Raw genomic sequence first — 23,605 nt, 5'->3', positions numbered from 1 at the left:
GCAGCAGCAACTCACAAATGGTTAACGATGTTAAGGAGAATAGGCAATAGTTCTAAAGAACTTCTAAAGACCTTGACGAACTTTACAAAAGTTCACATTAAATCTATTAGCCATCCACGCAGTTTGCAAAACTTCGGTGTAACCGCGTCCGTTCCAGAGAGGTGAGGATGTGTGTGGCAAGTACCGATCGTCCAATATTTTTACTAATGCAGCTATTCGCCCCAGCGGAGAAGATCTGGTTGGTGGTGTAGATATCGGTATGAGCGGTTAGAAACAGAATGGCGATCCTGCTCCATTGCGGCGTACTTCGTAGGATTTGGCAAAGCTCCAAGCCACTGAAATGGGGCATCTTGAGGTCTAACACCAATAAATCTGGAGAGTTTTTCTCTAATGCGGGCAAAAACTGGAGCGGGTCGCTTAAGGTTATCAGCTTTAGCCCTAGGGGTTCTAATAAAGCCCGCATTCCCGTTAAAACCGTCTCGTCGTCATCCACAAGCATAACTTTTGGCGTTGTTGAGACGATCTGCGATCGCCTTTTCATAATTGCGTCCAAAACCTTCTCTGGAGAAACAGGTGTTTGAAAACACATGTGAGCCGCCAATCGGTTCATCTTGACTAGATTTGTCAGATCGTGTCGAGCGGTCATGTAAAGCACTGGGATGGGAGGCGTCTGGTTCACCAACTTTGCCAAACGGTCTAGATCTTCTTCTTCGACAGCACTAAAAGAGAGATTCAGTATCACAATATCGGCTATCTTCGACTCATTAGAAAGATAGATATACTGACCATTTAAAACATCTTTCAAACAGGTTATGACTTCCACAGAAAGACTTTGCATCTCTGCCAGAGCGGCAAAGCGATTTGCTAATTCTAGATTGTCATCGACAATGAGTAATAGCGGGTGGTTTTCAGTAGACGTATCTAACATTCCCAGCGTTTGAAGCCTAGGATAAGCGAGGGCGGGCAATGATGGTTTTTCTTGAGATCGAGCTAAAATTTCTCTCAAACTCCCTAAAGATTCAGCAAGATGACTTGCTTCGAGAGAACCTACGATCTTGTAGTCTTTAAAGACTATTTCAATCTCTTTTGCAAGACAAGAACCCTCTAAAAATCCAAATACGCCTAGCGCACCAGCCAACTTATGAGCCATTTGACAAGCAACTTTGCACTGTGTTTCTGTCAAACAATTGTTCAGAAGTGCATCGGTGGCCTTTTCTAAGTGCTCTAAGCGACTTTGATTGAGACCTTTGTACTTTTCCCAGACCACGCTCAATTCAGTCTTAAGCTGTTCGTTCGTTGGAATGGGCTGAACCTGAGATGAGGCTTCGATTTGAGCAATATCTTCCTCCTGCTGCTTTAGGCGATACCCTTGGCCGTATACTGTCTCGATAAAATCCCCAGGTCCTCCGGCTCGCTTAATTTTTTGGCGTAAGTCCTTAACGTGTACCGTAACAGCCTCTTCGCTAGGGGCTTGCTCATTGGGCCACAGGTGATCTAAAATCTCCCCTCGACTAAAGACACGATGACGGTTTCGCAGGAAGAGTTCCAGCAGCCGATATTCTTTGGGAGTCAATGATAAAACTTGCCCCTCATACGTAACCTTACATAGTGCGGGATCGAAACATAAGTTTCTCCAGTTCAGGGCGACAGGAATGCAAGCACTGCTCCGACGCAGCAAAACTCGAATTCTTGCCAATAGCTCAGTTAGATCGAAGGGTTTGACCACATAATCGTCGGCTCCTGCATCTAAACCCATCACCTTGTCATTACTGGAGTCTTGGGCTGTCAGCAGTAACACAGGGATATGATAATTACTTTCTCTCAACTTTCGGCAAAAGCAAATGCCGTCCAGTTTTGGCAAGACAATATCCAAGATAATTAAGTCGTAGACAAAGGCTTCAACAAATTCCCAGCCAGCCAGTCCATCATCAGCAAGGTCAACGATATAATTTTGACCTACAAGGGTTTTCTCTAAGACATTGGCAATCAGTTCATCATCTTCAACCACTAAAATTCTCATAAACCAGAATCCTGCTCAATGCTGGACTTAAAAGAGGGTTTATTCAAGAGAATATGCAGAAATTCTCCAAGATTTGTCTTGTAATCGCTATTTCATCAACAAAGTCAGGCGATGGACAAACTGTCAAGAAATCTTCAAAGTGCATTTAATATGACATTGAGTACAGAATTATACGTTATATTGCGTTAGCTAAGTTTAGATTCATTCATGAATGTTTATAATCGAGTTCTTTTGCTTCAACCGAGGAATCGGGCGTTTGGTTGGGGGGTAAGCAATGACGAGCTAACTCTCGCCATATCCCGAGGAGCCGGGAGGAGCCAGGGCGATCTTTCTCTTGGGAGCGGTCTTAGGCAATCTAGAAATTTGGCCGCATAGCAAAGCCAATGGCCTGCAACACGAACCAAGCTGAGTTCTAAAGCGTGTGATGGAGCGCGATGTATTCTGTCAGCGCAGTTGACATCATGAGCCTAAAGCTGAAAACCCCAGAACCGCTAAGCGATCGCCGAACCGCTAGCATTGGCGTGCTCCTCCCATCATCCTATCCCTCAGCGATCGCCGACCCATTCAGATTCAGTAAGCCCTAGTTACAGCCAATATAATGGGAAAATATTCGCACCCAGATTGCCTTAGGGCAACTCAGTACTGTATTTTCTTTACGCAATAGCTTCACCCTCACCCGTTGCGCCCATGCTTTTAGTTGCTGACACACTTATGGCCTTTTTTTGGACTTTCCCTGCTGCCTTTTGGCCCATGCTGCCCCTTGACAGCCTCATGTCCACCCAAGGCGTGATGGTGATGCTCTTGGTCGCCTATGCAGGCGCGATGTGGATGTTTTTGTCGAGCGCGCCCAAGGTGCATACCCTGATGGTGTCCGATCTAGAGATTGCCCGACAGTTTTATGAAGGAGACCTTCAGCTCCTCGCCGCAGAGGTCCCCTTGCATTACTACTACAACTACGAGCAGACTTTAGGGCTGTCAACGATCGATCCCATCTATATGCCCACCAATTTTTCAAGTGCGGCAACCAAGACCAGCGCATCTGGAGCCACCGACGGACTGTGGTATCAGCTTAAAAAGAACGTACAGCTCCACGTGATTGGAGGGGCGAGCCTGGGCGAAAAAGATCGGCAGCGCCACGTTTGCTTCGATCGCGACTGTTTGGAGCAGATTTTGCTTCGGGTTCAGAGCCGCTACGTTAAGTTTAAAGTCCGGCGCGAAGACCCGCTCAACTTTTTAGTCAAGACCTACGAAGGTCTGGTAATTGAGATGTCAGAAGTTTCTAATTGATGCTTTATATCGGGTGCAAAGCGCTGGCAGGTATAATACAGCCCGAACCTTTGCCCGAGATCCGCAATGTCTTTGACCTGGCAGCCCGTTAAAGTCTACGACGATATTCTCTACTTCAAAGCCGATGGCATAGCCAAAATTGTCATCAATCGCCCTCACAAGCGCAATGCATTTCGGCCCAAGACAATTTTTGAGCTGTACGAAGCATTTATCGATGCGAGAGAGGATCCGTCTATCGGCGTCATTCTGCTGACCGGGGCAGGGCCGCACACCGATGGCAAATATGCCTTTTGCTCCGGCGGCGACCAAAGCATTCGGGGCGAAGCGGGCTACGTGGGCGAGGATGGCGTGCCGCGCCTCAACGTATTAGATCTTCAGCGACTGATCCGCACGATCCCCAAGGTGGTCATTGCTTTAGTGGCAGGCTATGCAATCGGGGGCGGGCACGTACTTCACCTGATTTGCGATCTGTCTATTGCGGCAGATAATGCAGTCTTCGGGCAGACTGGGCCAAAGGTGGGCAGTTTTGATGCGGGCTTTGGGGCGAGTTACCTTGCCCGAGTCGTCGGGCAAAAGAAAGCGCGGGAAATTTGGTTTTTGTGCCGACAATATTCGGCTCAGGATGCGTTGGAGATGGGGTTGGTCAATACCGTAGTGCCCGTAGCGGAACTAGAAGCTGAGGGCGTTCGGTGGGCTGGAGAAATTTTGCAAAAGAGTCCTCTCGCAATCCGCTGTCTGAAGGCTGCCTTCAATGCGGATTGCGACGGCCAGGCGGGGATTCAAGAGCTAGCGGGCAATGCCACAATGCTCTACTACATGGTAGAAGAGAGCGCCGAGGGCAAAAACGCATTCCTAGAAAAGCGCGATCCTGATTTTCGTCAGTTTCCGTGGTTGCCTTAGGCTTGTACTGCCAATCCCTGAATGAGCATTTGCGACGAGAATTTTAAAAACGCTTCAAATTCTTCGCCCTGCTGTACTTGTAACTTGTCATCTAGTGCCAACATGGATTGACCGTGGACCAGCGACCAAGCAACTCGCGCCATATCAACCGGATCGGCTGCCCGAAAAATCCCAGTCCTCTGACCTTCCTCGATCGCGTTCACCAGTACCATAAACGATCGCCGGGCAGCCTCAGCAAGAGCAGAATACTTGCTGAAATTGCAGCGGTACTCGCCAAACATCAGACGGTAGTAGGCAGGATGCCTTAACGCAAACTGGACATAGGCAACCCCGATTGCCTCCAAGCCTTGAGGCGAGTTGGGTGGAAGGCCCTGTCGCGCAGCCTCCATCACAACTCGCAAAGATTGAAATCCTTGTTCTGCAACTGCCGCCAACAGGGCTTCTTTATCTTCAAAGTGGCGATAAGGGGCATTGTGAGAGACCCCAACCTGACGAGCTACCTGACGCAACGATAAATCGCCGATCCCTTCTTCACCAATCAGGGCGATCGCCGCATCAATGAGGCTTTGTCGTAAGTCTCCGTGGTGATAAGCGTTCTTTGCTGCTACTGCCATGAAATCTTTTGCTCGAGGACCTTTACAAAAGCTTAGCGCAATATGTTGACATCGCCAACATGACGGTCTATCCTGAAAGTTGACAGCGACAACATGCGAATACATTGTTAGGAGGATCTATGGTCGCGACAACTCGATCTCGCTCGTTCGATGCAATTGTAATCGGTTCTGGGATAGGCGGATTGACCGTGGCCGCCCTGTTATCTAAGCTCCAGCGCAAGCGAGTATTAGTGCTAGAGCAGCATTTCACTGCGGGAGGGTTCACCCATACCTTCGAACGCAAGGGAAAATTTCATTGGGATGTGGGGTTGCACTACGTGGGGGAGATGGGTGAAGGGGACACTGGGAGAGCCGTGTTCGATTACCTGACAAATGGCCGCTTGAAATGGCAGAAAATGCCCGACCCATTTGAGAAATTTGTCTATCCAGACTTTACCTTTGAGGTCTATTCTGACCCCAATCGCTTTCAATCCGATTTAGTTCGGCGCTTTCCCTTGGAGCAGGCTGCTATCCAGCGGTATTTTAAGGATCTTCAAAAAGCGGCATTTTGGTACGGGGCCCATGCGATGCTAGAGCTATTTCCGGTATGGCTGCATCCCCTCCTCAGGCGAATCCTCCGCACGTTTGGTGCGATCGCCAGACAAACCACTCAGCACTATTTAGACCAAAACTTTGAAGATGCCCATCTCAAAGCATTGCTGGCCTCCCAGTGGGGAGATTATGGCTTGCCACCTTCTCAAAGTTGCTTTGGCATTCATAGTGTAATTGCGACCCACTATTTCCATGGGGGCTGGTATCCCGTAGGCGGAGCAAAGGCGATCGCGCAATCCATCATCCCCGCGATCGAAGAGGCGGGCGGTGCCGTCATCACCCAGCGCCGCGTCACCGAAATTTTACTGGAGTCTGGGGTGGCGGTAGGCGTGAAAGTCCAAAATGCGGCAACGCCCAATTCCGACTTGGAATCCTACTACGTGCCCATTGTGGTATCCGATGCGGGGGCAGTCAATACGTATCTGAAGCTGATTCCGCCTCATTACCCGCTGGCCGAGCGCGAGAAAATTCAAGCGTTTCCGAAGGGCAGCAGTATGGTGACCGTATATTTAGGATTAAAGGAAAGCGCGCGACGATTGGGGTTTCAGGGTGAGAATCACTGGATTTACGGAACTTACGACCACGATGAAGTCGCCCAAGATTCACCCGTCCGCTCGGATCGTTTGCCTAAATTTGGCTATCTCTCGTTTCCATCACTCAAAGATCCTTTGGCGGAGGGGCATACAGCAGAAATTATCGCTCATGTTGGCTACGACTTCTTTGCGCAATGGCGGGAACAACGCTGGCGCCATCGAGACAGCGATTACACCGAACTGAAAACTCAAATCACCCAGTCTCTGATTCAACTGGTGGACAGTCACTACCCTGGGTTTCAGGATTCGATCGAGTATGCCGAACTCTCGACTCCGCTAACAGTGGAACATTTTGACGCCAGCGATCGCGGTTCCATCTACGGTATTCCCTGCATTCCCGAACGGTTGGATCGACCTTGGGTCGGAGCTAGAACGCCGATTGAAAATCTATACCTGACCGGAGCCGATGCCTTTTCGCTCGGCATTATGGGCGCGATGATGGGCGGCGTGAAAACAGCAGGCATTATGAATGGGCCGTTCGGCTTTTTTAGGATTATGTCAACCATCATGCAAGCATCAACTTCACGCAGTCGCACTCGCAAAACATGAGATTTGCGGTCTGACTGACGAATCGATCGATCAATGCCACTGAAATAAGGAGACAAAAAAATCTGCAAGGCATGATTTAGAAGCATCATAGCCTTACAGACCAAAATAATACCTCCTTATCTTATGCTGAATCGTGCCGAAATTCTCAAGCAGCAGTTCAATCAGAGTATTGGATTACCTTGGTTGAAGATATTGCCAGCGTCGCGGATTGAAGAAATTTTAGTAGAAGAAAATATTCAGTATCGAAACTGTGTGTATACGCCGATTGTGACGCTATGGGCACTCCTGTCTCAAGTTTTAGACCCGGATAAAAGCCTCAGCAATGCCGTCAAACGGATTACGGCTTGGGTGGGAGCGGCAGGCGGAGACAGCCCCTCCCCTGATACTGGAGCCTATAGTAAAGCCCGTCAACGATTGAGCGAAAGCGTCTTGCAGCGTCTGATTCCCGATACGGCGGAGTCGTTAGAACAAACGATTCCCTCGACCGAACAATGGTGTGGACTTCGGGTGCGGGTCTATGACGGTACCACAGTGCTGATGAGCGATACGCCTGCCAACCAAGCCGATTATCCTCAACACAGTAACCAAAAGCCAGGGTGTGGATTTCCCATCGCCAAGCTTGTGGTGGTCTTCTCCTTAATGACAGGTGCGGTTGTGTCGGCTTGCGTGAGCTGTTTTAAGACCAGTGAGCTGGAATTGAGTCGTCTGCTGTATGCGGACTTAGTGCCTGGGGATGTAGGGCTCGGCGACCGAGCTTATGGAACTTTTACAGATCTGGCCTTAGTCCAAGCCCAGGGCGCTGATGGGGTGTTTCGTAAGCATCATGCCCGTCATAGCGATTTTCGTCGAGGTCAGAAGCTGGGTATTGGAGACCATGCTGTTCGATGGCATAAACCTTCCAAACCTCCTCAACACATGAGTGAGGAAGACTTTAGCCAGTTGCCAAAGTTTTTAGATGTTCGCGAGGTGTCTATCCTAATCCGTCGTCCAGGTTTTCGAGACCTACGAATCATTATTGTCACGACTTTACTCGATGCCAAACGCTATAGTGCCAAGCAGTTAGGTCAACTCTACGGTCTGAGATGGCAGGCGGCTGAGGTTAATTTACGACATCTCAAAACCACCTTGGGTATGGAGATGCTCAGCGCCAAAACCCCGCAAATGGTGCGCAAAGACCTCTGGGCACATCTATTGGCCTACAATCTCTTGCGAACCGTCATGCTCCAGACAGCGCAATCCTCAGAACAAGCCCTATCTCGACTGTCGTTGCAGGGAACTCGACAGCAGTTCCTACAAACAATAGGGTTGTTGGCAATTACAACGCAAAAGATACAGCAAAATTTGTATCGAGTTCTAATGGAGGTTGTAGCAAAGGACTTGCTGCCTTTGAGAGTTTTTCGGTCTGAACCCAGAGTGCTAAAACGTAGGCCAAAGCCATTTGCGCGAATGAATAAACCTCGTGCTGTTCTCAAAGCTGCTCTAGTAAATTGATTTAGCTTATTTCAGTGGCATTGAATCGATCGATTTCGATCGCAAGGTAGTGGCAGTAGGCGCGCACATACCTTGCGCCCCTACAACTTGGTATTCTCTTTTCTAGAAATCGCCTTAAAGATCGATCCCTTCAATGGGGGCAAATCCCTGCCGCTGGACGTTTTCTGTAATCACTTTCGGCTCTAGAAATTGCAGCAGGTAATCTCTGCCGCCGGCCTTAGACCCCACGCCAGAGAGCTTAAATCCACCGAAGGGCTGTCGATCGACGATCGCCCCTGTAGTATTTCGATTGATGTACAAATTCCCTACTTCAAACTCAGCTTTCGCGCGCTCGATGTGGGAAGGCGTGCGGGAGTAGAGTCCGCCCGTGAGCGCGTATTGGGTATTGTTGGCGATCGCCAATGCCTCTTCAAAGGACTTCGCCCGAATCACTGCCAGCACGGGGCCGAAGATTTCCTCTTGGGCCAGAACGCCGTTGGATGGCACATCCGTAAAAATCGTAGGGCTGACAAAATAACCCGATTCCGGGACGGGTTCCGCTAGGGCGAGAGTTGCTTCGGCGTTGCCTTGGGCAATGTAGCCGAGAATGTGATCGCGCGCTTCAGCACTGATGACAGGCCCGATCGCAGTGCCGGGGTTTTCAGCGATGCCGACGTTGAGAGATTGAGTCGCCTCGATCAGCCGCTGCACGAACGTATCGTAAACGGCATCCAACACGATCGCCCGCGAGCAGGCCGAACATTTCTGCCCGCCGTAACCGAAGGCCGACTTCACCACCCCCGCGACCGCCTGGTCTAGATCCGCGCTCTGGTCCACGATGATGCCATTTTTGCCCCCCATCTCCGCAATGACTCGCTTGAGGTGCTTCTGACCGGGCTGCAAGATGGCGGCGTCGGCATAAATGCGGCAGCCGACGGACTGAGATCCCGTAAACGCAATGATATGGACGTCGGGGTGCTTTGTCAGGTAAGGTCCCAGTTGCGAACCGGAGCCGGGGAGATACTGAAATACGCCTGCCGGGACTCCAGCGTCCATCAAAATTTCCGCCAGCTTGGCGGCAATGACTGCCGACGGCGCAGCGGGTTTGAGAATCGTGCAGTTTCCCGTCACTAGGGCGGCAACCACCATCCCCGTGGGAATCGCCAGCGGGAAATTCCAGGGGGAAATGACCACCGCAACGCCGCGCGGATGATAGCGGTAGGCATTGGTTTCTCCGGCGAGATCGCGGTCGTAGCCCGCGTCGAGTCGCTCCATTTCATCGGCATAGTAGCGACAAAAATCGATCGCTTCCGACACTTCTCCATCGGCTTCCCGCTGAACTTTACCCACTTCTAAAACCATCCAAGCTGCCAGTTCCTGTCGTCGTTGGGCCATCAGATCGGCGACCCGCCTCAGCAGATCGGCTCGCTCGCGAACTGGGGTTTTTGCCCACATCGGGAATGCGGTCTTTGCGGCAGCCATGGCCTGCTCTGCCATTTCCAGGGTGGCTTGGCCCACTTGCCCGATCGCCGTTGCGGGTTCGGAAGGGTTGACCGAGGGTTCGCTGGAGGCCGTGAGGGTTGCCTCGCCATTGATAAACGGCCAATACTGCCGTCCGAGCTGCGATTTAACGCTTGCGAGGGCTTGATGGGCTTGGTGCCGTAAATTTTCTTGGGCGTAGTCCGGGTCGGCGGCGTGGAAGTGCGATCGCGGCAGAACCAATTCTTGCGCTGGCACTTCCGGCGGGGCCAGTAGCGCTTCCATCGCCGCCCCCTCAGCGCTGCTCTGCTTCAAGAACGATGAGTTGGCGGTGTTCTCCAAGAGACGACGAATCAGGTAGGACATGCCAGGGATGAGTTTGCCGTAGGGACAATAAACCCGGACCCGGTGTCCCTGGTCGTGCAACGCTTTCGCCAGCTTATCCGCCATGCCGTAGAGCACTTGCATCTCAAAGCGACCGGACGGGATCTGGAGGGCATTGGCCATGGCGATCGCCTTGGCTTGCGATCGCACGTTATGACTCCCGATGGCGGCATGGAGGACTCCATGATTCTCTAGCAACAACTGCGTCATGCGCTCGAAGTTGGCATCGGTGGCGGCTTTATGGCTGTAGACGGGCTGGGGCCATCCTTTCTGAATGGCCTGAATGGTTTCTTGGTCCCAGTACGCGCCTTTGACCAGCCGGACCGTGAGGGGCGCACCCCGCAGCTTGGCCCATTCGATCGTGCCGTGCAGATCCTGGTAGCTATCGCGCAGGTAAGCTTGAAGCGTGATGCCAATATCGGTGCGATCGCGAAACTCTGGCTCCATCAACAGCGCCTTGAGAATCTCCAGCGTGATGGTTTTGTAGGTGTACTGCTCCATGTCGAAATGGACGGCAACGCCAAGGGTCTGAGCGTGGCGCAGCAGCGTCCGCAAGCGATCGCTCACTTGGGCTTGGCTACCCGGTCCGTCCAACGGGTCGAACTGCGAGTAAAAGGCCGTGAGCTTGACGGAAACCTGTACCTTCGCGCCAGCGGTTCCCGTTGGCACGTTTTGGGCCAACTGGGTCATCAGATCTAAATACTGCTGGAGATAGCCGTGGGCTTCTTTTTCTGTAATGACCGCTTCCCCCAGCATATCGACGGTAAAGGCCATGCCGTTGCGGTTGAGTTTCTCAATGGTTTTGAGCACCTGCGGCAAACTTTCGCCCGCAATATATCGATGGGCGAGGGCCGAGACTGCCGCCGTAAAGGTAGTGGCAGCGACTTGCCCCGGCAAGGAGTCCGGCGCGGCAAAGTTGAGGAGTTGCTTGAGAGTGCTCGGTAGTTCGACGCCGGGAACAGCTAAATACTCTTGGAGATGGCGGGCAATTTCCGCTTTGCTGGAGAGGGTGGGTAAAACGTCAATCAGCCGAAACAACTGAACCCGCAGCCCTGGATTGCTCATCGTCCAAGTCAGCAGCTTATCCTCCAGCTGCGCTCGATCTCGCAGTTGCGTCAGCCAAGAGCCGCCACCTTGCATGGCAGCAATGAGTTTCTGGGCGATCGCCTGGGTATCGCGTTCGTAGGTTTGGGGTGTGACTGTACTTATCATCGCGGGGGTGCTCGTTGCCGTTACTCTCATTATCGCGATAGTCTTGAATTCAGACATCCGCAGATTTACTAAGGCATGAAACCCCTAAAAACGGAGCGGCCTAGGAATCATCCAACACTTGAGAAAACTGTCAAAATGGGTTTGAGGTTGCGTTGAGGCTCAAGGCATGACATCCATTGCAGTTCGTCGCCTGACGGTTCGGGATTATCATCGAATGGCTGAGATCGGGATTTTCAGCGCCGATGAGCGCGTCGAGTTATTGGATGGAAACCTCATCAGTATGGCAGCGAAGGGAACCGCTCGCTGTTCGGCAACCGCTCGAACGCGGAGGATCGTAGAAGCAGGATTGGGAGGACGGGTTTTAGTCAGGGTTCGAGATCCCGTGCAGCTGGACGATTATTCTGAACCAGAACCAGATATTGCAATTGTGGCGTTGGAGCCGCTGGAGTATGCTGATCGCCATCCCAAACCGTCTGAGATTTTTTTACTCATTGAAGTGGCAGATACGAGCTTAGCGTTCGATCTCGGGGCCAAGGCATTGGCTTACGCTTGTTCGGGTATTCCCGACTATTGGGTGCTGGACGTGCAGTTCCGCAAACTTTACGTGTTGCGATCGCCAACCGTTCGGGGTTATCAGAGCGAGGCTATTTTGGAAGAAACAATGCAGATTGCCCCGCTTGCATTCCCAGACTGTACGTTGGAAACTAGGGGAATGTTGCCTTTGATGGCAGGTTGAGTTCCAAAATAACTAAAGATGGTTTAGGCTGTGCCGTAACTCACGAATCACTACATTTTGGTTATTGACTTGTTTGCCGCGCTCAATTAGAGCCTGTAGAAAATCTGTTGAAACTTGCGGAAAAGCTAAACTGAGATCGCACTCCACGTACTCGCCAGCTTGTAACTGAAGAATTGCAAAACCCTGAGGATTGTAACGCCAGATTTCAGGAACACCCATAGCGCCATAAATCTCCAAATGAGATTTTGACGAACTGGAGATATCCACTTTCACTACTAAATCAGGCGGTAAATCTACCGGGAGGGGTGCTTCAATATCAATCCGATCCGCATTCTGAATATAAAAACAAGAGTCTGGCTCAACGCCCTGTCCTACGGTGTCTCGATCGAATCGGGTAGAACCTAGAGAAATGACGCTCATCCCCAACTCTTCAGTCAACGTAACAATAATGCGTTCTAACCATCGGTTAACCAGTTCGTGTAGCTTTGATGGCATTCTGATTTCAACCCAGCCTTGCACATACGTTAGCCGAATCGCTCGATTTTCGCCCAATTCTTGCAGTAGCGTTTGATACTCTGCCCAAGTGAGTTCCACCCTCATCGACCCGCCTGGGGAGAGCTGAATTTGGCTGAGAGGAGCGGCAAGCACTGTCGCCATCGTTAACCTAAACCATCCGATGGTGCCATGCTAGCAAAGTTCTATGGAAGTGGCGATCGCCTACTTTGGCAAGACTTGAGATGGGCGATCGCATTGTCACACATACACCATTGACTCCAATTTGGCTAACCTTCGCTATGCGGTGGTTGGGGGATGAGGGGATTGATTTGAGACAGCAGCACTGGGATGTCTGTCGTCGCGGTTTTCCAAACTTCAGCCCAATCGATATCGTCATAGTGGTGGATGAGTTTATCTCGCATTCCGGCAATAAGCTGCCACGGAATTTCAGGATGTAGGGTACGGAATTCTTGAGAGAGTCTTTTGACGGCTTCACCGACGATCATCAGTTGAAAGACAATGGCAGATTGCGTTTTATCATCTTCCATAAAGTCGGTTTTGCTGATACCCTGCTGAAATTGGATCACTTTTTGTGATGCGCGTTGGATATCGAGCAGGGTTGCGATGTCTTTACGGTTGGGCATAGATGGGTTGAGCGGTGGAAAGAATCTCTTGGCGGCGAATCCAGTTTGAACTCCGTTCAATGGCACGTTTGCTGACGAGATCGACTTCGCGGCCCAAGATTGCTTTGAGTTCTTGCTGCATTTGGACATGCTCTAATAGTCCCCAGTTGGCTTCTGGGGTAAAGGCGATTAGTATATCAATGTCGCTTTGGGGATGGAAGTCTTCGCGGAGGATGGAGCCGAATAGGGAAAGTTCTGCAACTTGCCAATGAGTGCAAAAGTCAGAGATTTGGTTATGAGGAAGGGGAATTGCGGTTTTCATAATTCGTTTTCAGGGGTAGGCATGACCATAGCGTTTTCGATTGACTCCCAAATATCCCGTGAGACACGCACGGCAGATTCTTTACATTGAACGATAAGTTCGCAGATGTAGAAGTAATCCGATAATGCTTGAATTTCACTTTCAGAAAGATTGATTAGTTCTGGATCTAGCCCAAGCCCCTCATGCCAGACTTGCATCATGCGATTAGCAAAGTCTCGATGAACCTCTATAGGTTGTTCAGTATTAGGTACTTGATATTGCAATACCTCTAACTCTTGAATCAAAACGGGCAAATTAGCAAAATCATTAAATATATTTGCGTAGACGAGGTCGCAAGCGAATTTCCGGGCGCGGGTGAGTTCACGAGCGTGGTCAAGATTATGAGCACGGACGCGGATGAGATTGTGTCCGAGGTTGCGAGCGTGGTCAAGAACGCGGACGATGTCAAGGTCGAGTCTGCTGCCAGCGTAAACGCTTTTATGTTCAAAGACGCGGATGATTTCGATGCGGATGGGGTTGAGTTTGAGGGCAAAGATGATAGCTAGTACTCTTTTAGCGGGAGCTGGGTTGGCGGAGCCACCTGTTATAAGATCGGCCCAAGTCAACAACGCAGACAACTTGGAAGAACAAATTTTCTGTTGCGCTATTCTTATCATCTGTTTTAGCAGACTATTGGCATTGGGTAGTAGCCCTGGAAGCAGCAAAAATACTTCTCGCCAGCGTTGCGCAGTCAGATAAGAAGAGAACGTCTCAGTCAAGGCGGTCGGATTTTGACTAAGATATTGAGCTGTTAAATATTCCTGTACGGTTAGATGAGAAAACGAATAAATGTCTTCAGCGCGTTCGGTTAAGATACCCTGCTGTACAGCAATGGCTGTCAACACTGCTTTTCCATCTAAATATTTTGGCTTATCGGCGGAATCCTCCAAAAAATTCTGAATATGGCTGATTAATTCTTCCCTTGTGAAAAATAACCGATCCTCGATAAAGCCCTGATAGGCAATTTCAGCCAGTAAGACTTTTTCAAGTTCTGTATTCAGTCCTTCATAGATGGGTTCATGGCGAATCCGTTTTTCCGCTGCCCATTCTTCCAGCAAGATATCCAGGGCTTTGCGGTACAGGGAAGCGCGGTTGGCTGGGAACGACTGGGTACGGTCATAGACCACACACAAGAAGGTTAGCAATAATGGCGTTTGAGCCAGCTCTTTAGCCGATTGATAACTGGCATTGTTTAATAAATTCCAGCATTTTTCAGCAGTGTTGCTAGAAACATCAAGAGCACCCTGAAACCAGTTGTGGATAAACTGCTGAATCTGCTCATCGTCAAAGTCGGCGAGTTCAATATCCGTGAAGCCAGTAAATCCACTCCGAAACGCGGCGATGCGGCAAGAAGCAATAAATCGATTACCCTGATACTTGTTGTTGTATCGACTCACAAAGTCCTGGATTGCCTGACAGACCCGATCTTGATTGGCCTTGGGCACCTCATCCAGACCATCTAGTAAAACCAGTAGCTTGCCTTGTTTCAGCGCTTCCTCCACAAATTCTGCTGAAAAGTCGAAGCCCACATGACTAAATTCCTCGGCAATGACTGCTTTAATATCGATCTGTCCGCTATCGAACCGCTTCAATTCGAGCATCACAGGAATGCATTCATGCTGGAACTGACTTTCCTTAACCCTTAAGGCTTCTAACCCCACCCAACGCAGATAGGTAGACTTTCCTGCACCCGGCCCACCAAGCACCATCAATAACCGATGATTATTTGCAACCACCATCCCATCCTGCGGCAGGCAATCTTGTTGCCTAAATTGACGTGGCTTTTCTCGAAATCCTTGCTCTAAGGCTTCTATCGATGCAAATCGACCAATGCTCAACCCATCCAAAAAGCGAACACCCGTATAAATTTGCTCCAAGGGGACCGCTTCCCGCATTCCAGATAAAGTTAGTTTGACCTTGCCGTAGCGGTCGATGTACCTACGTTCGTACTCGCTCCATAAATCGACCTCAGTCAGCCGATCTTTGATGACTTTAATTGTCTGACCCGCCAGCTTCTCAATAATTGAAGTGCCGACCTTTGAGATCGCACTTCCCCCCGCTCGGCCTACCATATCGCTCATAAATGGATCCATCTAAAGAAGCTCTGATGCTTTTGTCTGGCGATCGCCTTGAAGCATTGGGTGGTGATCGTCAATGCCAACATAGGATAGCCATTCGGCTATGATAAGACTTAGAAGTCAAGTCATTCAAGCAAAAATTGGCGGTTAACGCTGTGGATATTTTAATTGAGTCAACCCATAATTTTGAGAAAGATTTTTCAAATCTGACCGAGGATGAAAAGAAGAGAGTAATTCAAGGAATCAATCACTGTACTGAACTTTTTCCAACACAGAAGGCAAATGTTTATCATCAACTGCATCAGCTCTCTTTGCCATCAGTTCTAAATGGGTATGATTCGTCACTTTATGTATTAAGGGTTCCTCAAACATTAAGGGTAATTTTAACAGTTGACGAAGATCCAATATTTGAGCAAGTTGTTTTCACTCTTTTTCGAGTTATTCAACACAGCAATCTTGATAAAGCCTACAAAAACATTGCAGAGGTTTTGTATCAAGACTTTCTGCGCCAAGATCAAGAGATGGCAAAGGTTTCCTAAACTTATCTATGGCGCAAACTCTTTCTCTCTGCGATGAATATGGCATTATTTATGAAGCTCTGAAAATCTTGCCAACTAACGAATTTAAAATCAATTTTCTTGAAGCCTTGGCAGAACTTGAAGACAATGAGTGTCACAGAACAAGAACATTTCCAAAAACAAGGCTGCATAAAGTCAAAGGCATCAAACAAGCCATTTATCGGGCTGACATTGATAAAACTTCAGGCTGGCGTATCCACGTTCAATACGTCAATCGAGAAATTCATCTCAAGGATATTATCGAAGGACAAAAACATGATGACGTAATCGAAGTCATCAAATCGAAAAAGGCAAGATACGAGTAGATCTGGCGATCGCCCAAACCCAACCAGCCCCAAATCTGACAAGAGCACCCCGTTAACCCTACCCCCAAGCCAAGATTCGTCCAGACGCTTGGAGGAAACGGGTAAAACAGGTAGATTTAATGAGGATAGGGTCGTCCATCTGCCCCCATCAACACCGAACTCAGAAAATTTTGCACAATAGAGCTAATTAAACTTACGACCGTATTGATCTTGCCGATCTAGCAGGCTTAACCACCTAAGTCGGCCTATATTCTCTTTTATCTTATTGTCGCGTCGCCTAAACAATGATGAAAAGCCCCTTTCTCGAGCGCCTCCATAGCCCCAATCGTCCGGTCATCGTATTCGATGGGGCAATGGGGACCAATATCCAGTCCCAAAATCTCACGGCGGCGGATTTTGGTGGGCCGGAGTACGAGGGCTGTAATGAATATTTAGTGCATACCAAGCCAGAGGCGATCGCCAAAGTTCACCGCGATTTCTTAGCAGCGGGAGCCGACGTCATCGAAACCGATACCTTTGGCAGCAGCCCCATCACGCTGGCAGAGTTTGACCTAGCAGACCAAGCGCATTACCTCAGCAAAGCAGCCGCCGAACTGGCGAAAAAATGTGCGGCAGAGTTTTCCACCCCAGAGAAACCCCGATTTGTGGCCGGATCCATCGGGCCAGGAACCAAGTTACCCACCCTAGGCCACATTTCCTACGACGCGCTTAAGGATTCCTTTGAAGTCCAGGCCGAAGGGCTATTTGACGGCGGCGTCGATCTGTTTATTGTTGAAACCTGCCAAGACGTCCTGCAAATTAAAGCCGCGCTCAACGCCATCGAAGCAGTGTTTGCGAAGAAAGGCGATCGCCGTCCCCTCATGGTCTCTGTCACCATGGAAGTGCAGGGCACCATGTTGCTGGGCACCGATATCAGCGGGATGCTGTCGATTTTGGAGCCGTTCCCCATTGACGTTTTGGGACTCAACTGCGCCACAGGCCCCGATCGAATGGCAGATCACATCAAATATTTGACGGAGAACGCGCCCTTTGTGGTGTCCTGCGTGCCCAATGCAGGCTTGCCGGAAAATATTGGCGGTCACGCCCACTACAAAATGACCCCCATGGAACTCCGCATGGCCCTCCATCGCTTTATTGAGGATTGGGGCGTTCAGGTCATTGGCGGCTGCTGCGGCACGCGACCGGAGCATATCCAAGCCTTGGCAGAAATTGGAGCGGTATTGCAACCCAAGGAACGGGAAGTACGGCGATCGCTCACCCCCGGTCACAGCGGACGCGATCTCTTCGGCTACACGCCTGCCTCGGCCTCCATCTACACGGCCCAACCCTACGAGCAAGACAATTCATTCTTAATTGTAGGTGAGCGCTTAAACGCCAGTGGTTCCAAGAAGGTGCGGGAGTTATTGAACGAAGATGATTGGGATGGACTGATGGCGATCGCCAAGTCCCAAATCAAAGAAGGTGCCCATGTCCTCGACGTCAACGTAGACTACGTCGGTCGCGATGGCGAACGGGACATGCACGAGCTGGTCTCGCGTTTGGTCACAAACGTCACGCTGCCCCTGATGCTGGACTCCACCGAGTGGCAAAAAATGGAAGCGGGGCTGAAAGTTGCAGGCGGTAAATGCATCCTCAACTCCACCAACTACGAAGACGGCGAAGAGCGCTTCATGAAAGTGCTGGAACTCGCCAAAGAATACGGCGCGGGCGTGGTGATCGGCACCATTGATGAAGAAGGCATGGCGCGCACGGCAGAACGCAAATTCCAGATCGCTCAGCGGGCCTATCGGGCTGCGGTCGAGTTTGGCATCCCTGCCCATGAGATTTTCTTTGACACATTGGCACTCCCCATTTCAACGGGGATTGAAGAAGATCGCGAAAACGGCAAAGCCACCATCGAATCCATTCGGATGATTCGGGAAAATCTGCCGGGTTGTCACTTTATGCTGGGCGTGTCGAATATTTCCTTTGGCCTCAGTCCCGCCACGCGGATTACGCTCAACTCCATGTTCCTCAATGAGGCCATGCAGGTGGGGATGGATGGGGCGATCGTCTCGGCGGCCAAGATTTTGCCCTTGGCCAAAATCGACCCCGAACATCAGCAAGTCTGTACCGATCTGATTTACGATCGCCGTCGTTTTGACGAGAACAATATCTGCATCTACGATCCCCTCACCAAACTGACCGAACTGTTTGCCGGGGTCAGCGCCAAGGATGCCCGCGCGGGAAGCTCCCTGGCCGATCTTCCCATTGAGGAACGTCTGAAACAGCACATCATCGATGGCGAACGGATTGGGCTAGAAGATGCGCTCAAAATTGCCCTAGAAAACTATGCCCCACTCCACATCATCAATACTTTCCTCCTCGACGGGATGAAAGTAGTAGGCGAACTGTTCGGTTCTGGACAAATGCAGCTTCCGTTTGTGTTGCAATCTGCTGAAACCATGAAGTCTGCGGTGTCGTTCTTAGAACCGTTTATGGAGAAAGTAGAAGGTCAGGATGAATCTTCCGGCAAGGGTAAATTCCTGATCGCGACGGTCAAGGGCGATGTCCACGACATTGGTAAAAATTTGGTGGATATCATCCTTACCAATAATGGCTATAAGGTCATTAACTTGGGAATTAAGCAAACCGTGGATGCGATCGTGGATGCCTACAACGAGCACAAGCCTGACTGCATTGCCATGAGCGGCTTGCTGGTCAAATCCACCGCCTTCATGAAAGAAAACCTGACTGTCTTCAACGAGCGCGGTATTTCGGTGCCTGTGATTTTGGGCGGTGCGGCGTTAACGCCTAAGTTTGTCTACGAAGATTGTCAGAATGCCTATCAAGGCCAAGTCATCTACGGCAAAGACGCTTTTGCAGATCTCACCTTTATGGATCGCTACATGCCTGCTAAAGCCGAAACCCAGTGGAAGGATGAGGAAGGCTTTCTGGGCGAGTTTGCTGAATTCAACCAGAAGGGACGCAAGGCGATCGAACAAGCCGAGCGCGAACTGAATGGGGGCGCACCCGAAAAAACGGAATCTACTGAGCCAGAAGTGATTGATACGGTGCGATCGGAAGCCGTAGATATAGATATTCTCCGTCCCACTGCGCCGTTCTGGGGTACAAAGATTCTAAAGCCAGAAGATTTCTCCTTTGAGGAATTGTTCTGGCACATGGATTTACAGGCGCTGATTGCCGGACAATGGCAGTTCCGCAAACCCAAGGAGCAATCCCGCGAGGAGTACGATGCGTTCTTGTCAGAAAAGGTATATCCGGTTCTAGAAACTTGGAAGAAGCGGGTGGTGGAAGAAAACCTACTCCATCCGCAGCTCGTCTACGGATACTTCCCCTGCGTGGGCGAAGGCAATACCGTACATGTTTACGATCCAGCAGTCATCGAACAAAGGTTAACGCCTCAAACGGCAACTCCCTTTGTGACTTGGACGTTCCCGCGCCAAAAATCTCTCCGACGACTGTGCATTGCCGACTTCTTCCGCCCGATCGCCGAAAACCAGTTCGACGTATTCCCGATGCAGGCGGTGACGGTCGGTCAAATCGCCACGGAGTTTGCTGCAAAACTCTACGCCGAAAATGCCTATACGGACTACCTCTATTTTCATGGGTTAGCGGTACAGGTGGCAGAGGCTGTTGCAGAGCAGTCCCACGCCCGCATCCGTAAGGAGTTAGGCTACGGAGACCTAGAGCCAGATAATATCCGCGATATGCTGGCGCAGCGATATCAGGGTTCGCGCTATAGCTTTGGCTACCCAGCTTGTCCCAATGTGGCGGATCAGTTTAAGCAGTTGGAGTTGATGGGATGCGATCGGATTGGGATGACGATGGATGAGAGCGAGCAGCTTCATCCTGAGCAATCGACAACGGCGTTGATTGTGTATCATCCAGTGGCGAAGTACTTTAGTGCTTAGCCCAAAAATCCCGAACGCAGGAAGTTGAGTAACTTTTGAGGTTTTCTTTAGGCCAACATCAAGGCGCGAAAGCCTGCTTGAGTAAAATGGCGATCGCCATCTCTACACCATCATTATCTCGGCGCGATCGCCCTTCTAAAACCCTAATACTTGATGCGATCGCAGTTCCATCCTCCACACCCCAGAGCGATCGCAGGCATAAGAGCAGGCGATCGCCATAACGGCAGATGCGGTTGTAGCTAGGGGTGATCGCTCATGCAGACGCAGGCAGTTATTCAATGGGGGGATGCCATCCACTGATAGCCCACCGCCAGCGAGCGGAAACAATGATGACGTTGTTCATGCGTAGAACTACTATTGTGGCTCGGCCTGTGGCTGTTAAACCTTCGACTTTTGTGCTGTCAAAACTCCAGGTAAAGTGTTCTGTCCATTTTTGTAGGCGAGGGTTAAAGAGTTGGACTGGTACTCCCGTTAATGGATCGTTGGCTTGTGTCGTATCGGATTTGAATTCGTTACAGGTACGACAGGCAAGGCAGAGATTTTGAAAGGATGTGTCTCCACCTTTGGAGCGTGGCAGGATGTGGTCGTGGGTCATGGGGATGCCGCTGTTTGCTTGGCTGGTTAGGCAATAGCAGCATCGTTGACGATCGGTCTGTTCAACCTGAATTTTCAGACTTTCAGGAATGTAGGTGGACACGAAGGTTTAAGGCTGAACGACTGAGTGACCGCGCCAGCGAAGGATGGCTGCGGCTTGGGCTTTGCATAACATGAAGCGATCGCCCTCTGTCCGCAAATCCGTCAATTCTGCGCGGTCGGTGGCGGATAGGGTGTGTTCTTGGTTTTGCTGTAAGAGTGCTTCGTATCGGGTCATGTCTGAGGTTGTTTTACGCGCTTGGGCAATTTTCCAGAGGGCTTCGTCTTCGAGGCGATCTAGGGCGGCAAGGTCAGATTGAAATTCTTCTGGGACGTTATCCCATGTGGGGGGACTGCCTACTTTGAGGGAATGGAGGACGACCTCTTCAATCGGACGATGGGTTGCTTGGGCTGTGTTTGCTAAGCGTTGGTAGAGGGGATCTGGGATTTGTAGAGTAATTGCTTCAGACATAAGGTTACATTTACCTATTTACTTGAATTTCATGCTTGAATTCTAGATAAGACCTCAACAGAGTAAGCTGCATATACTAGTTCATTTGCAATCAAGATGCTTGTTTTTTATTTAATTTCTGAATCTTGTTGACTGGTCGAATTATAGCTGTGTTCTTATGACTTTGAATTAAAATTTCATCTGCCGACTCGCCTCCTTTAGATAATTTATCTCTCTCAACTTTCAGTGCTTTAAGAAGAAAGTCATGTCTAATTTCAAAATTCACTATTATCTCACTCCAAGTCAATACATATATTTTGTAATTAATTGAAGGACGTTTGAAAACGAGATGTTTTTCTCCATGAATATTCGAATTTTCTAATTCACCTTTAATATATTCATTATATTCTTTGCCAGCCAGATAAAATTCCCATGTCATATTGGAACCATTAAACATTGGTTGGTCTAAAATGACTGACATGTAGTCTTTGACCTGTTCAAGTTCTTTTTTTCCTAAAACCACATCGGTAGGATGTTTCAACTCAATGACAATATTATTAATTTCTTTTGTTGCAGGTAATCGACGCACTGCAAATACATCCATCTCTCTATTTTTGTCAGGATGATCGATAGATACTGTATTATTTTCACCATGCAATAAATAAATATGATTTTTCAATGCTTTCTCAAAATCATCTTCAGCCTTGGCAACCAAATGATACTGCTCGCCAAACAGCCAGAAATTATGCTCTATGAATGTTTGAAGATGATCGCGTTCATTGGCATCAAATAATGGATTAAATACTAGTTTTTTGAAGTTTTCAATTGTCTTGTAGCGATCTTCAATTAATTTTATCGTGTTGATAATATTTGAGAGATTACTGACTTCAAGTATTTTTGCTAAATCAGTTCTTTCTTTAGAATTTAAATTGACAATCTTCTCAATTATTAACAATAAATCTTCTCGCTCAGAAGAACTCATGATCAAGGCGAATAAGCCAAACATTGTCTTTTTTTGTGTTTTTTTAAGTCCATTAAATATTTTAGGATCAGCCTCATAAAGTCTAGTAACAATTTGTGTTAATTCTCGCTTTTTATGTTGTTCCCAAAGTTCATTCCCAAAATCTGGGTATGACCCATCAGCCACAGACTCTTCCACAAGCTGATTTGCACGTTTTCGAATAAAAGGTGATCGCTTCTGCTTTAGATATTTTTCAAGATTTTCAATTAGACTTAATAACACTTCATCACTATCTATGCTTGAAAAGCTTAAGCTTGTTTGAATACTTTCCGATTCCTCTTGTAAATCTGAATCACTAGAGGAGTATAGATCTTCAAGGTTGTCAAAATAATCACTCTCTATATATAAGCTGTGATAAAAGTTATCACCTTTATTGTTAAAGGTAGTTGTTTTCTTGCCTCGTTCCAACCTATTTGAGTCAATGAAATAGTAACGAGAATACTCACGTCTTAAGCTTTCATTCCAGCGAATATACTTCATCTTGAATGTAAGATCATTGATTTTAAAGTCTTTTGTTTTATTTTCGCCTATTAAATAAGAATGTCCGAGAATTTTGCCGTTAATTTTTATATGCCTAGGAAATGGAGAACCTAGCTCAAGAAACCAAGCAAACTCAGTAGCTAAATAGTCTTCGATATTTTTGAAATTGTAATGACTTAATTTCTCGGAAATATATGAAAACTTTACTATTGTCTGAGTTGGCCCGTCTGAACAAACCTCATCATGAGGTGTATATGTATCAAGTGTAGATTCATCAACTAACACAGTGAATCTTTTATATTTATTTTCAGTATTTTTATAAATAGTGTCCCACTCTGCAATATCAGCGAACTTAAAAAATGTTAGTCTACCTACTCCATTTTTTCCATGAATTGCAGATGGCCCTTCATGTGTAGCATCAGGATCAATTACCTTGTTGGAATATCGATAAGGTTGAAATTTTTCATCCAACTTGTCTAGCGAAATACCTGAACCATTATCAATAATTTTTAACTCACTAATACAACCTATCTCATTATATTGATATTCAATTTCGACAACGCTTGCCCCTGCATCAAAGCCATTCCATATAAATTCTGCAATAGCACTTTGAATTTTAAAATTTTGAAGCTCATTCTTTATTCCTAGCGCACCAATTTCAACTTTTTTTCTTGTCATTTCTAGATCTTGATTTTAGCTGTTTCTTAAATTTGATTTATTTTTTTATTTAGTAGCTTCAGCTTACAATATATCTAAAGCACTTAGAATATTTTATTTTAGTTCAGTAGAAACTCTCGCAAGCAATGACGAAGTATTTTTGAAGAATACTGT

The 23,605-nt window shown here is 48.5% G+C and carries 19 protein-coding genes; 9 read left to right on the top strand and 10 right to left on the bottom strand.

Features of this window, described 5'->3' with window-relative positions:
- Positions 1–106: 106 nt before the first annotated feature.
- On the bottom strand, positions 107–2,020 hold the full coding sequence (locus R6H26_RS19835) for a response regulator (protein WP_404784894.1): 1,914 nt from the start codon (positions 2,018–2,020) through the stop codon (positions 107–109).
- Between the two features lie 750 nt (positions 2,021–2,770).
- Between R6H26_RS19835 and R6H26_RS19830 the strand changes: the two genes are divergently transcribed.
- Together R6H26_RS19830 and menB are read left to right on the top strand one after the other, a co-directional pair.
- On the top strand, positions 2,771–3,307 hold the full coding sequence (locus R6H26_RS19830) for a glyoxalase-like domain protein (RefSeq protein WP_404791384.1): 537 nt from the start codon (positions 2,771–2,773) through the stop codon (positions 3,305–3,307).
- Positions 3,308–3,373: 66 nt separating this feature from the next.
- Positions 3,374–4,207 carry a 1,4-dihydroxy-2-naphthoyl-CoA synthase gene (gene menB / locus R6H26_RS19825; RefSeq protein WP_404784892.1) on the top strand — a complete coding sequence of 278 codons (834 nt, stop codon included), beginning with the start codon at positions 3,374–3,376 and terminating at the stop codon, positions 4,205–4,207.
- Here menB and R6H26_RS19820 read toward each other — a convergent pair.
- A complete protein-coding gene (locus R6H26_RS19820; RefSeq protein WP_404784890.1) occupies positions 4,204–4,821 on the bottom strand; it encodes a TetR/AcrR family transcriptional regulator in 618 nt (205 codons plus the stop codon). The genes menB and R6H26_RS19820 overlap by 4 nt on opposite strands.
- A 119-nt stretch (positions 4,822–4,940) precedes the next feature.
- Between R6H26_RS19820 and R6H26_RS19815 the strand changes: the two genes are divergently transcribed.
- Positions 4,941–6,554: a phytoene desaturase family protein gene (locus tag R6H26_RS19815; protein WP_404784889.1), complete on the top strand. Its 1,614-nt coding sequence runs from the start codon at positions 4,941–4,943 to the stop codon at positions 6,552–6,554.
- Between the two features lie 123 nt (positions 6,555–6,677).
- The gene (locus R6H26_RS19810) at positions 6,678–8,045 is read left to right on the top strand and encodes an IS4 family transposase (RefSeq protein WP_404783463.1); all 1,368 of its coding nucleotides are present in this window, start codon (positions 6,678–6,680) and stop codon (positions 8,043–8,045) included.
- A gap of 114 nt (positions 8,046–8,159) precedes the next feature.
- Here the strand turns inward: R6H26_RS19810 and pruA are convergent, their stop codons facing one another.
- Entirely contained in the window at positions 8,160–11,099 is a 2,940-nt protein-coding gene (gene pruA, locus R6H26_RS19805; RefSeq protein WP_404784887.1) for an L-glutamate gamma-semialdehyde dehydrogenase, read from the bottom strand.
- 166 nt (positions 11,100–11,265) lie between these two features.
- Here pruA and R6H26_RS19800 point away from each other — a divergent pair, with 166 nt between their 5' ends.
- Positions 11,266–11,835 (top strand): Uma2 family endonuclease, encoded by a 570-nt coding sequence (locus R6H26_RS19800; RefSeq protein WP_404784885.1) that lies wholly within the window; start codon positions 11,266–11,268, stop codon positions 11,833–11,835.
- Positions 11,836–11,847: 12 nt separating this feature from the next.
- On the opposite strand, the gene R6H26_RS19795 is transcribed toward R6H26_RS19800, so the two are convergent.
- From R6H26_RS19795 to R6H26_RS19780, 4 genes are all read right to left on the bottom strand, one after another.
- Positions 11,848–12,492, bottom strand: coding sequence for a Uma2 family endonuclease (locus tag R6H26_RS19795; protein ID WP_404784883.1), 645 nt, complete (start codon positions 12,490–12,492; stop codon positions 11,848–11,850).
- 125 nt (positions 12,493–12,617) lie between these two features.
- Positions 12,618–12,974, bottom strand: coding sequence for a DUF86 domain-containing protein (locus tag R6H26_RS19790; RefSeq protein ID WP_404784881.1), 357 nt, complete (start codon positions 12,972–12,974; stop codon positions 12,618–12,620).
- A complete protein-coding gene (locus R6H26_RS19785; RefSeq protein WP_404784880.1) occupies positions 12,961–13,275 on the bottom strand; it encodes a nucleotidyltransferase family protein in 315 nt (104 codons plus the stop codon). The genes R6H26_RS19790 and R6H26_RS19785 overlap by 14 nt, the downstream gene beginning before the upstream one ends.
- Entirely contained in the window at positions 13,272–15,407 is a 2,136-nt protein-coding gene (locus R6H26_RS19780; RefSeq protein WP_404784878.1) for an NACHT domain-containing protein, read from the bottom strand. The genes R6H26_RS19785 and R6H26_RS19780 overlap by 4 nt, the downstream gene beginning before the upstream one ends.
- 140 nt (positions 15,408–15,547) lie before the next feature.
- Here R6H26_RS19780 and R6H26_RS19775 point away from each other — a divergent pair, with 140 nt between their 5' ends.
- The 4 genes from R6H26_RS19775 (at position 15,548) to R6H26_RS19760 (ending at position 20,410) form a co-directional block, all read left to right on the top strand.
- Positions 15,548–15,931: a hypothetical protein gene (locus R6H26_RS19775; protein WP_404784877.1), complete on the top strand. Its 384-nt coding sequence runs from the start codon at positions 15,548–15,550 to the stop codon at positions 15,929–15,931.
- 8 nt (positions 15,932–15,939) lie between these two features.
- Entirely contained in the window at positions 15,940–16,275 is a 336-nt protein-coding gene (locus tag R6H26_RS19770) for a hypothetical protein (RefSeq protein WP_404784875.1), read from the top strand.
- 287 nt (positions 16,276–16,562) lie between these two features.
- A complete protein-coding gene (metH, locus tag R6H26_RS19765; RefSeq protein WP_404791382.1) occupies positions 16,563–20,189 on the top strand; it encodes a methionine synthase in 3,627 nt (1,208 codons plus the stop codon).
- A 35-nt stretch (positions 20,190–20,224) separates the two neighbouring features.
- Complete coding sequence (locus R6H26_RS19760; RefSeq protein WP_404784874.1) at positions 20,225–20,410, top strand: hypothetical protein; 186 nt, start codon at positions 20,225–20,227, stop codon at positions 20,408–20,410.
- A 50-nt stretch (positions 20,411–20,460) separates the two neighbouring features.
- Here R6H26_RS19760 and R6H26_RS19755 read toward each other — a convergent pair whose 3' ends face one another.
- The 3 genes from R6H26_RS19755 to R6H26_RS19745 form a co-directional block, all read right to left on the bottom strand.
- A complete protein-coding gene (locus R6H26_RS19755; protein WP_404784872.1) occupies positions 20,461–20,886 on the bottom strand; it encodes an HNH endonuclease in 426 nt (141 codons plus the stop codon).
- Between the two features lie 6 nt (positions 20,887–20,892).
- Positions 20,893–21,294: a hypothetical protein gene (locus R6H26_RS19750; RefSeq protein WP_404784871.1), complete on the bottom strand. Its 402-nt coding sequence runs from the start codon at positions 21,292–21,294 to the stop codon at positions 20,893–20,895.
- Between the two features lie 91 nt (positions 21,295–21,385).
- The gene (locus R6H26_RS19745; RefSeq protein WP_404784869.1) at positions 21,386–23,452 is read right to left on the bottom strand and encodes an ATP-binding protein; all 2,067 of its coding nucleotides are present in this window, start codon (positions 23,450–23,452) and stop codon (positions 21,386–21,388) included.
- Between the last annotated feature and the right edge of the window lie 153 nt (positions 23,453–23,605).

The sequence above is a fragment of the Altericista sp. CCNU0014 genome (genome assembly GCF_044923475.1).
Lineage (GTDB): Bacteria > Cyanobacteriota > Cyanobacteriia > Thermosynechococcales > Thermosynechococcaceae > JAAURS01.
The sequence above is the reverse complement of the archived record's forward strand: the minus strand, read 5'-3'. Positions and strand labels throughout refer to the sequence as shown.

Coding starts and splice junctions, on each gene's coding strand:
- R6H26_RS19835 (WP_404784894.1), bottom strand. CDS start 2,020: ATGAGAATTTTAGTGGTTGAAGATGATGAACTGATTGCCAATGTCTTA.
- R6H26_RS19830 (WP_404791384.1), top strand. CDS start 2,771: ATGCTGCCCCTTGACAGCCTCATGTCCACCCAAGGCGTGATGGTGATG.
- menB (WP_404784892.1), top strand. CDS start 3,374: ATGTCTTTGACCTGGCAGCCCGTTAAAGTCTACGACGATATTCTCTAC.
- R6H26_RS19820 (WP_404784890.1), bottom strand. CDS start 4,821: ATGGCAGTAGCAGCAAAGAACGCTTATCACCACGGAGACTTACGACAA.
- R6H26_RS19815 (WP_404784889.1), top strand. CDS start 4,941: ATGGTCGCGACAACTCGATCTCGCTCGTTCGATGCAATTGTAATCGGT.
- R6H26_RS19810 (WP_404783463.1), top strand. CDS start 6,678: ATGCTGAATCGTGCCGAAATTCTCAAGCAGCAGTTCAATCAGAGTATT.
- pruA (WP_404784887.1), bottom strand. CDS start 11,099: ATGATAAGTACAGTCACACCCCAAACCTACGAACGCGATACCCAGGCG.
- R6H26_RS19800 (WP_404784885.1), top strand. CDS start 11,266: ATGACATCCATTGCAGTTCGTCGCCTGACGGTTCGGGATTATCATCGA.
- R6H26_RS19795 (WP_404784883.1), bottom strand. CDS start 12,492: ATGGCGACAGTGCTTGCCGCTCCTCTCAGCCAAATTCAGCTCTCCCCA.
- R6H26_RS19790 (WP_404784881.1), bottom strand. CDS start 12,974: ATGCCCAACCGTAAAGACATCGCAACCCTGCTCGATATCCAACGCGCA.
- R6H26_RS19785 (WP_404784880.1), bottom strand. CDS start 13,275: ATGAAAACCGCAATTCCCCTTCCTCATAACCAAATCTCTGACTTTTGC.
- R6H26_RS19780 (WP_404784878.1), bottom strand. CDS start 15,407: ATGGATCCATTTATGAGCGATATGGTAGGCCGAGCGGGGGGAAGTGCG.
- R6H26_RS19770 (WP_404784875.1), top strand. CDS start 15,940: ATGGCGCAAACTCTTTCTCTCTGCGATGAATATGGCATTATTTATGAA.
- metH (WP_404791382.1), top strand. CDS start 16,563: ATGAAAAGCCCCTTTCTCGAGCGCCTCCATAGCCCCAATCGTCCGGTC.
- R6H26_RS19750 (WP_404784871.1), bottom strand. CDS start 21,294: ATGTCTGAAGCAATTACTCTACAAATCCCAGATCCCCTCTACCAACGC.
- R6H26_RS19745 (WP_404784869.1), bottom strand. CDS start 23,452: ATGACAAGAAAAAAAGTTGAAATTGGTGCGCTAGGAATAAAGAATGAG.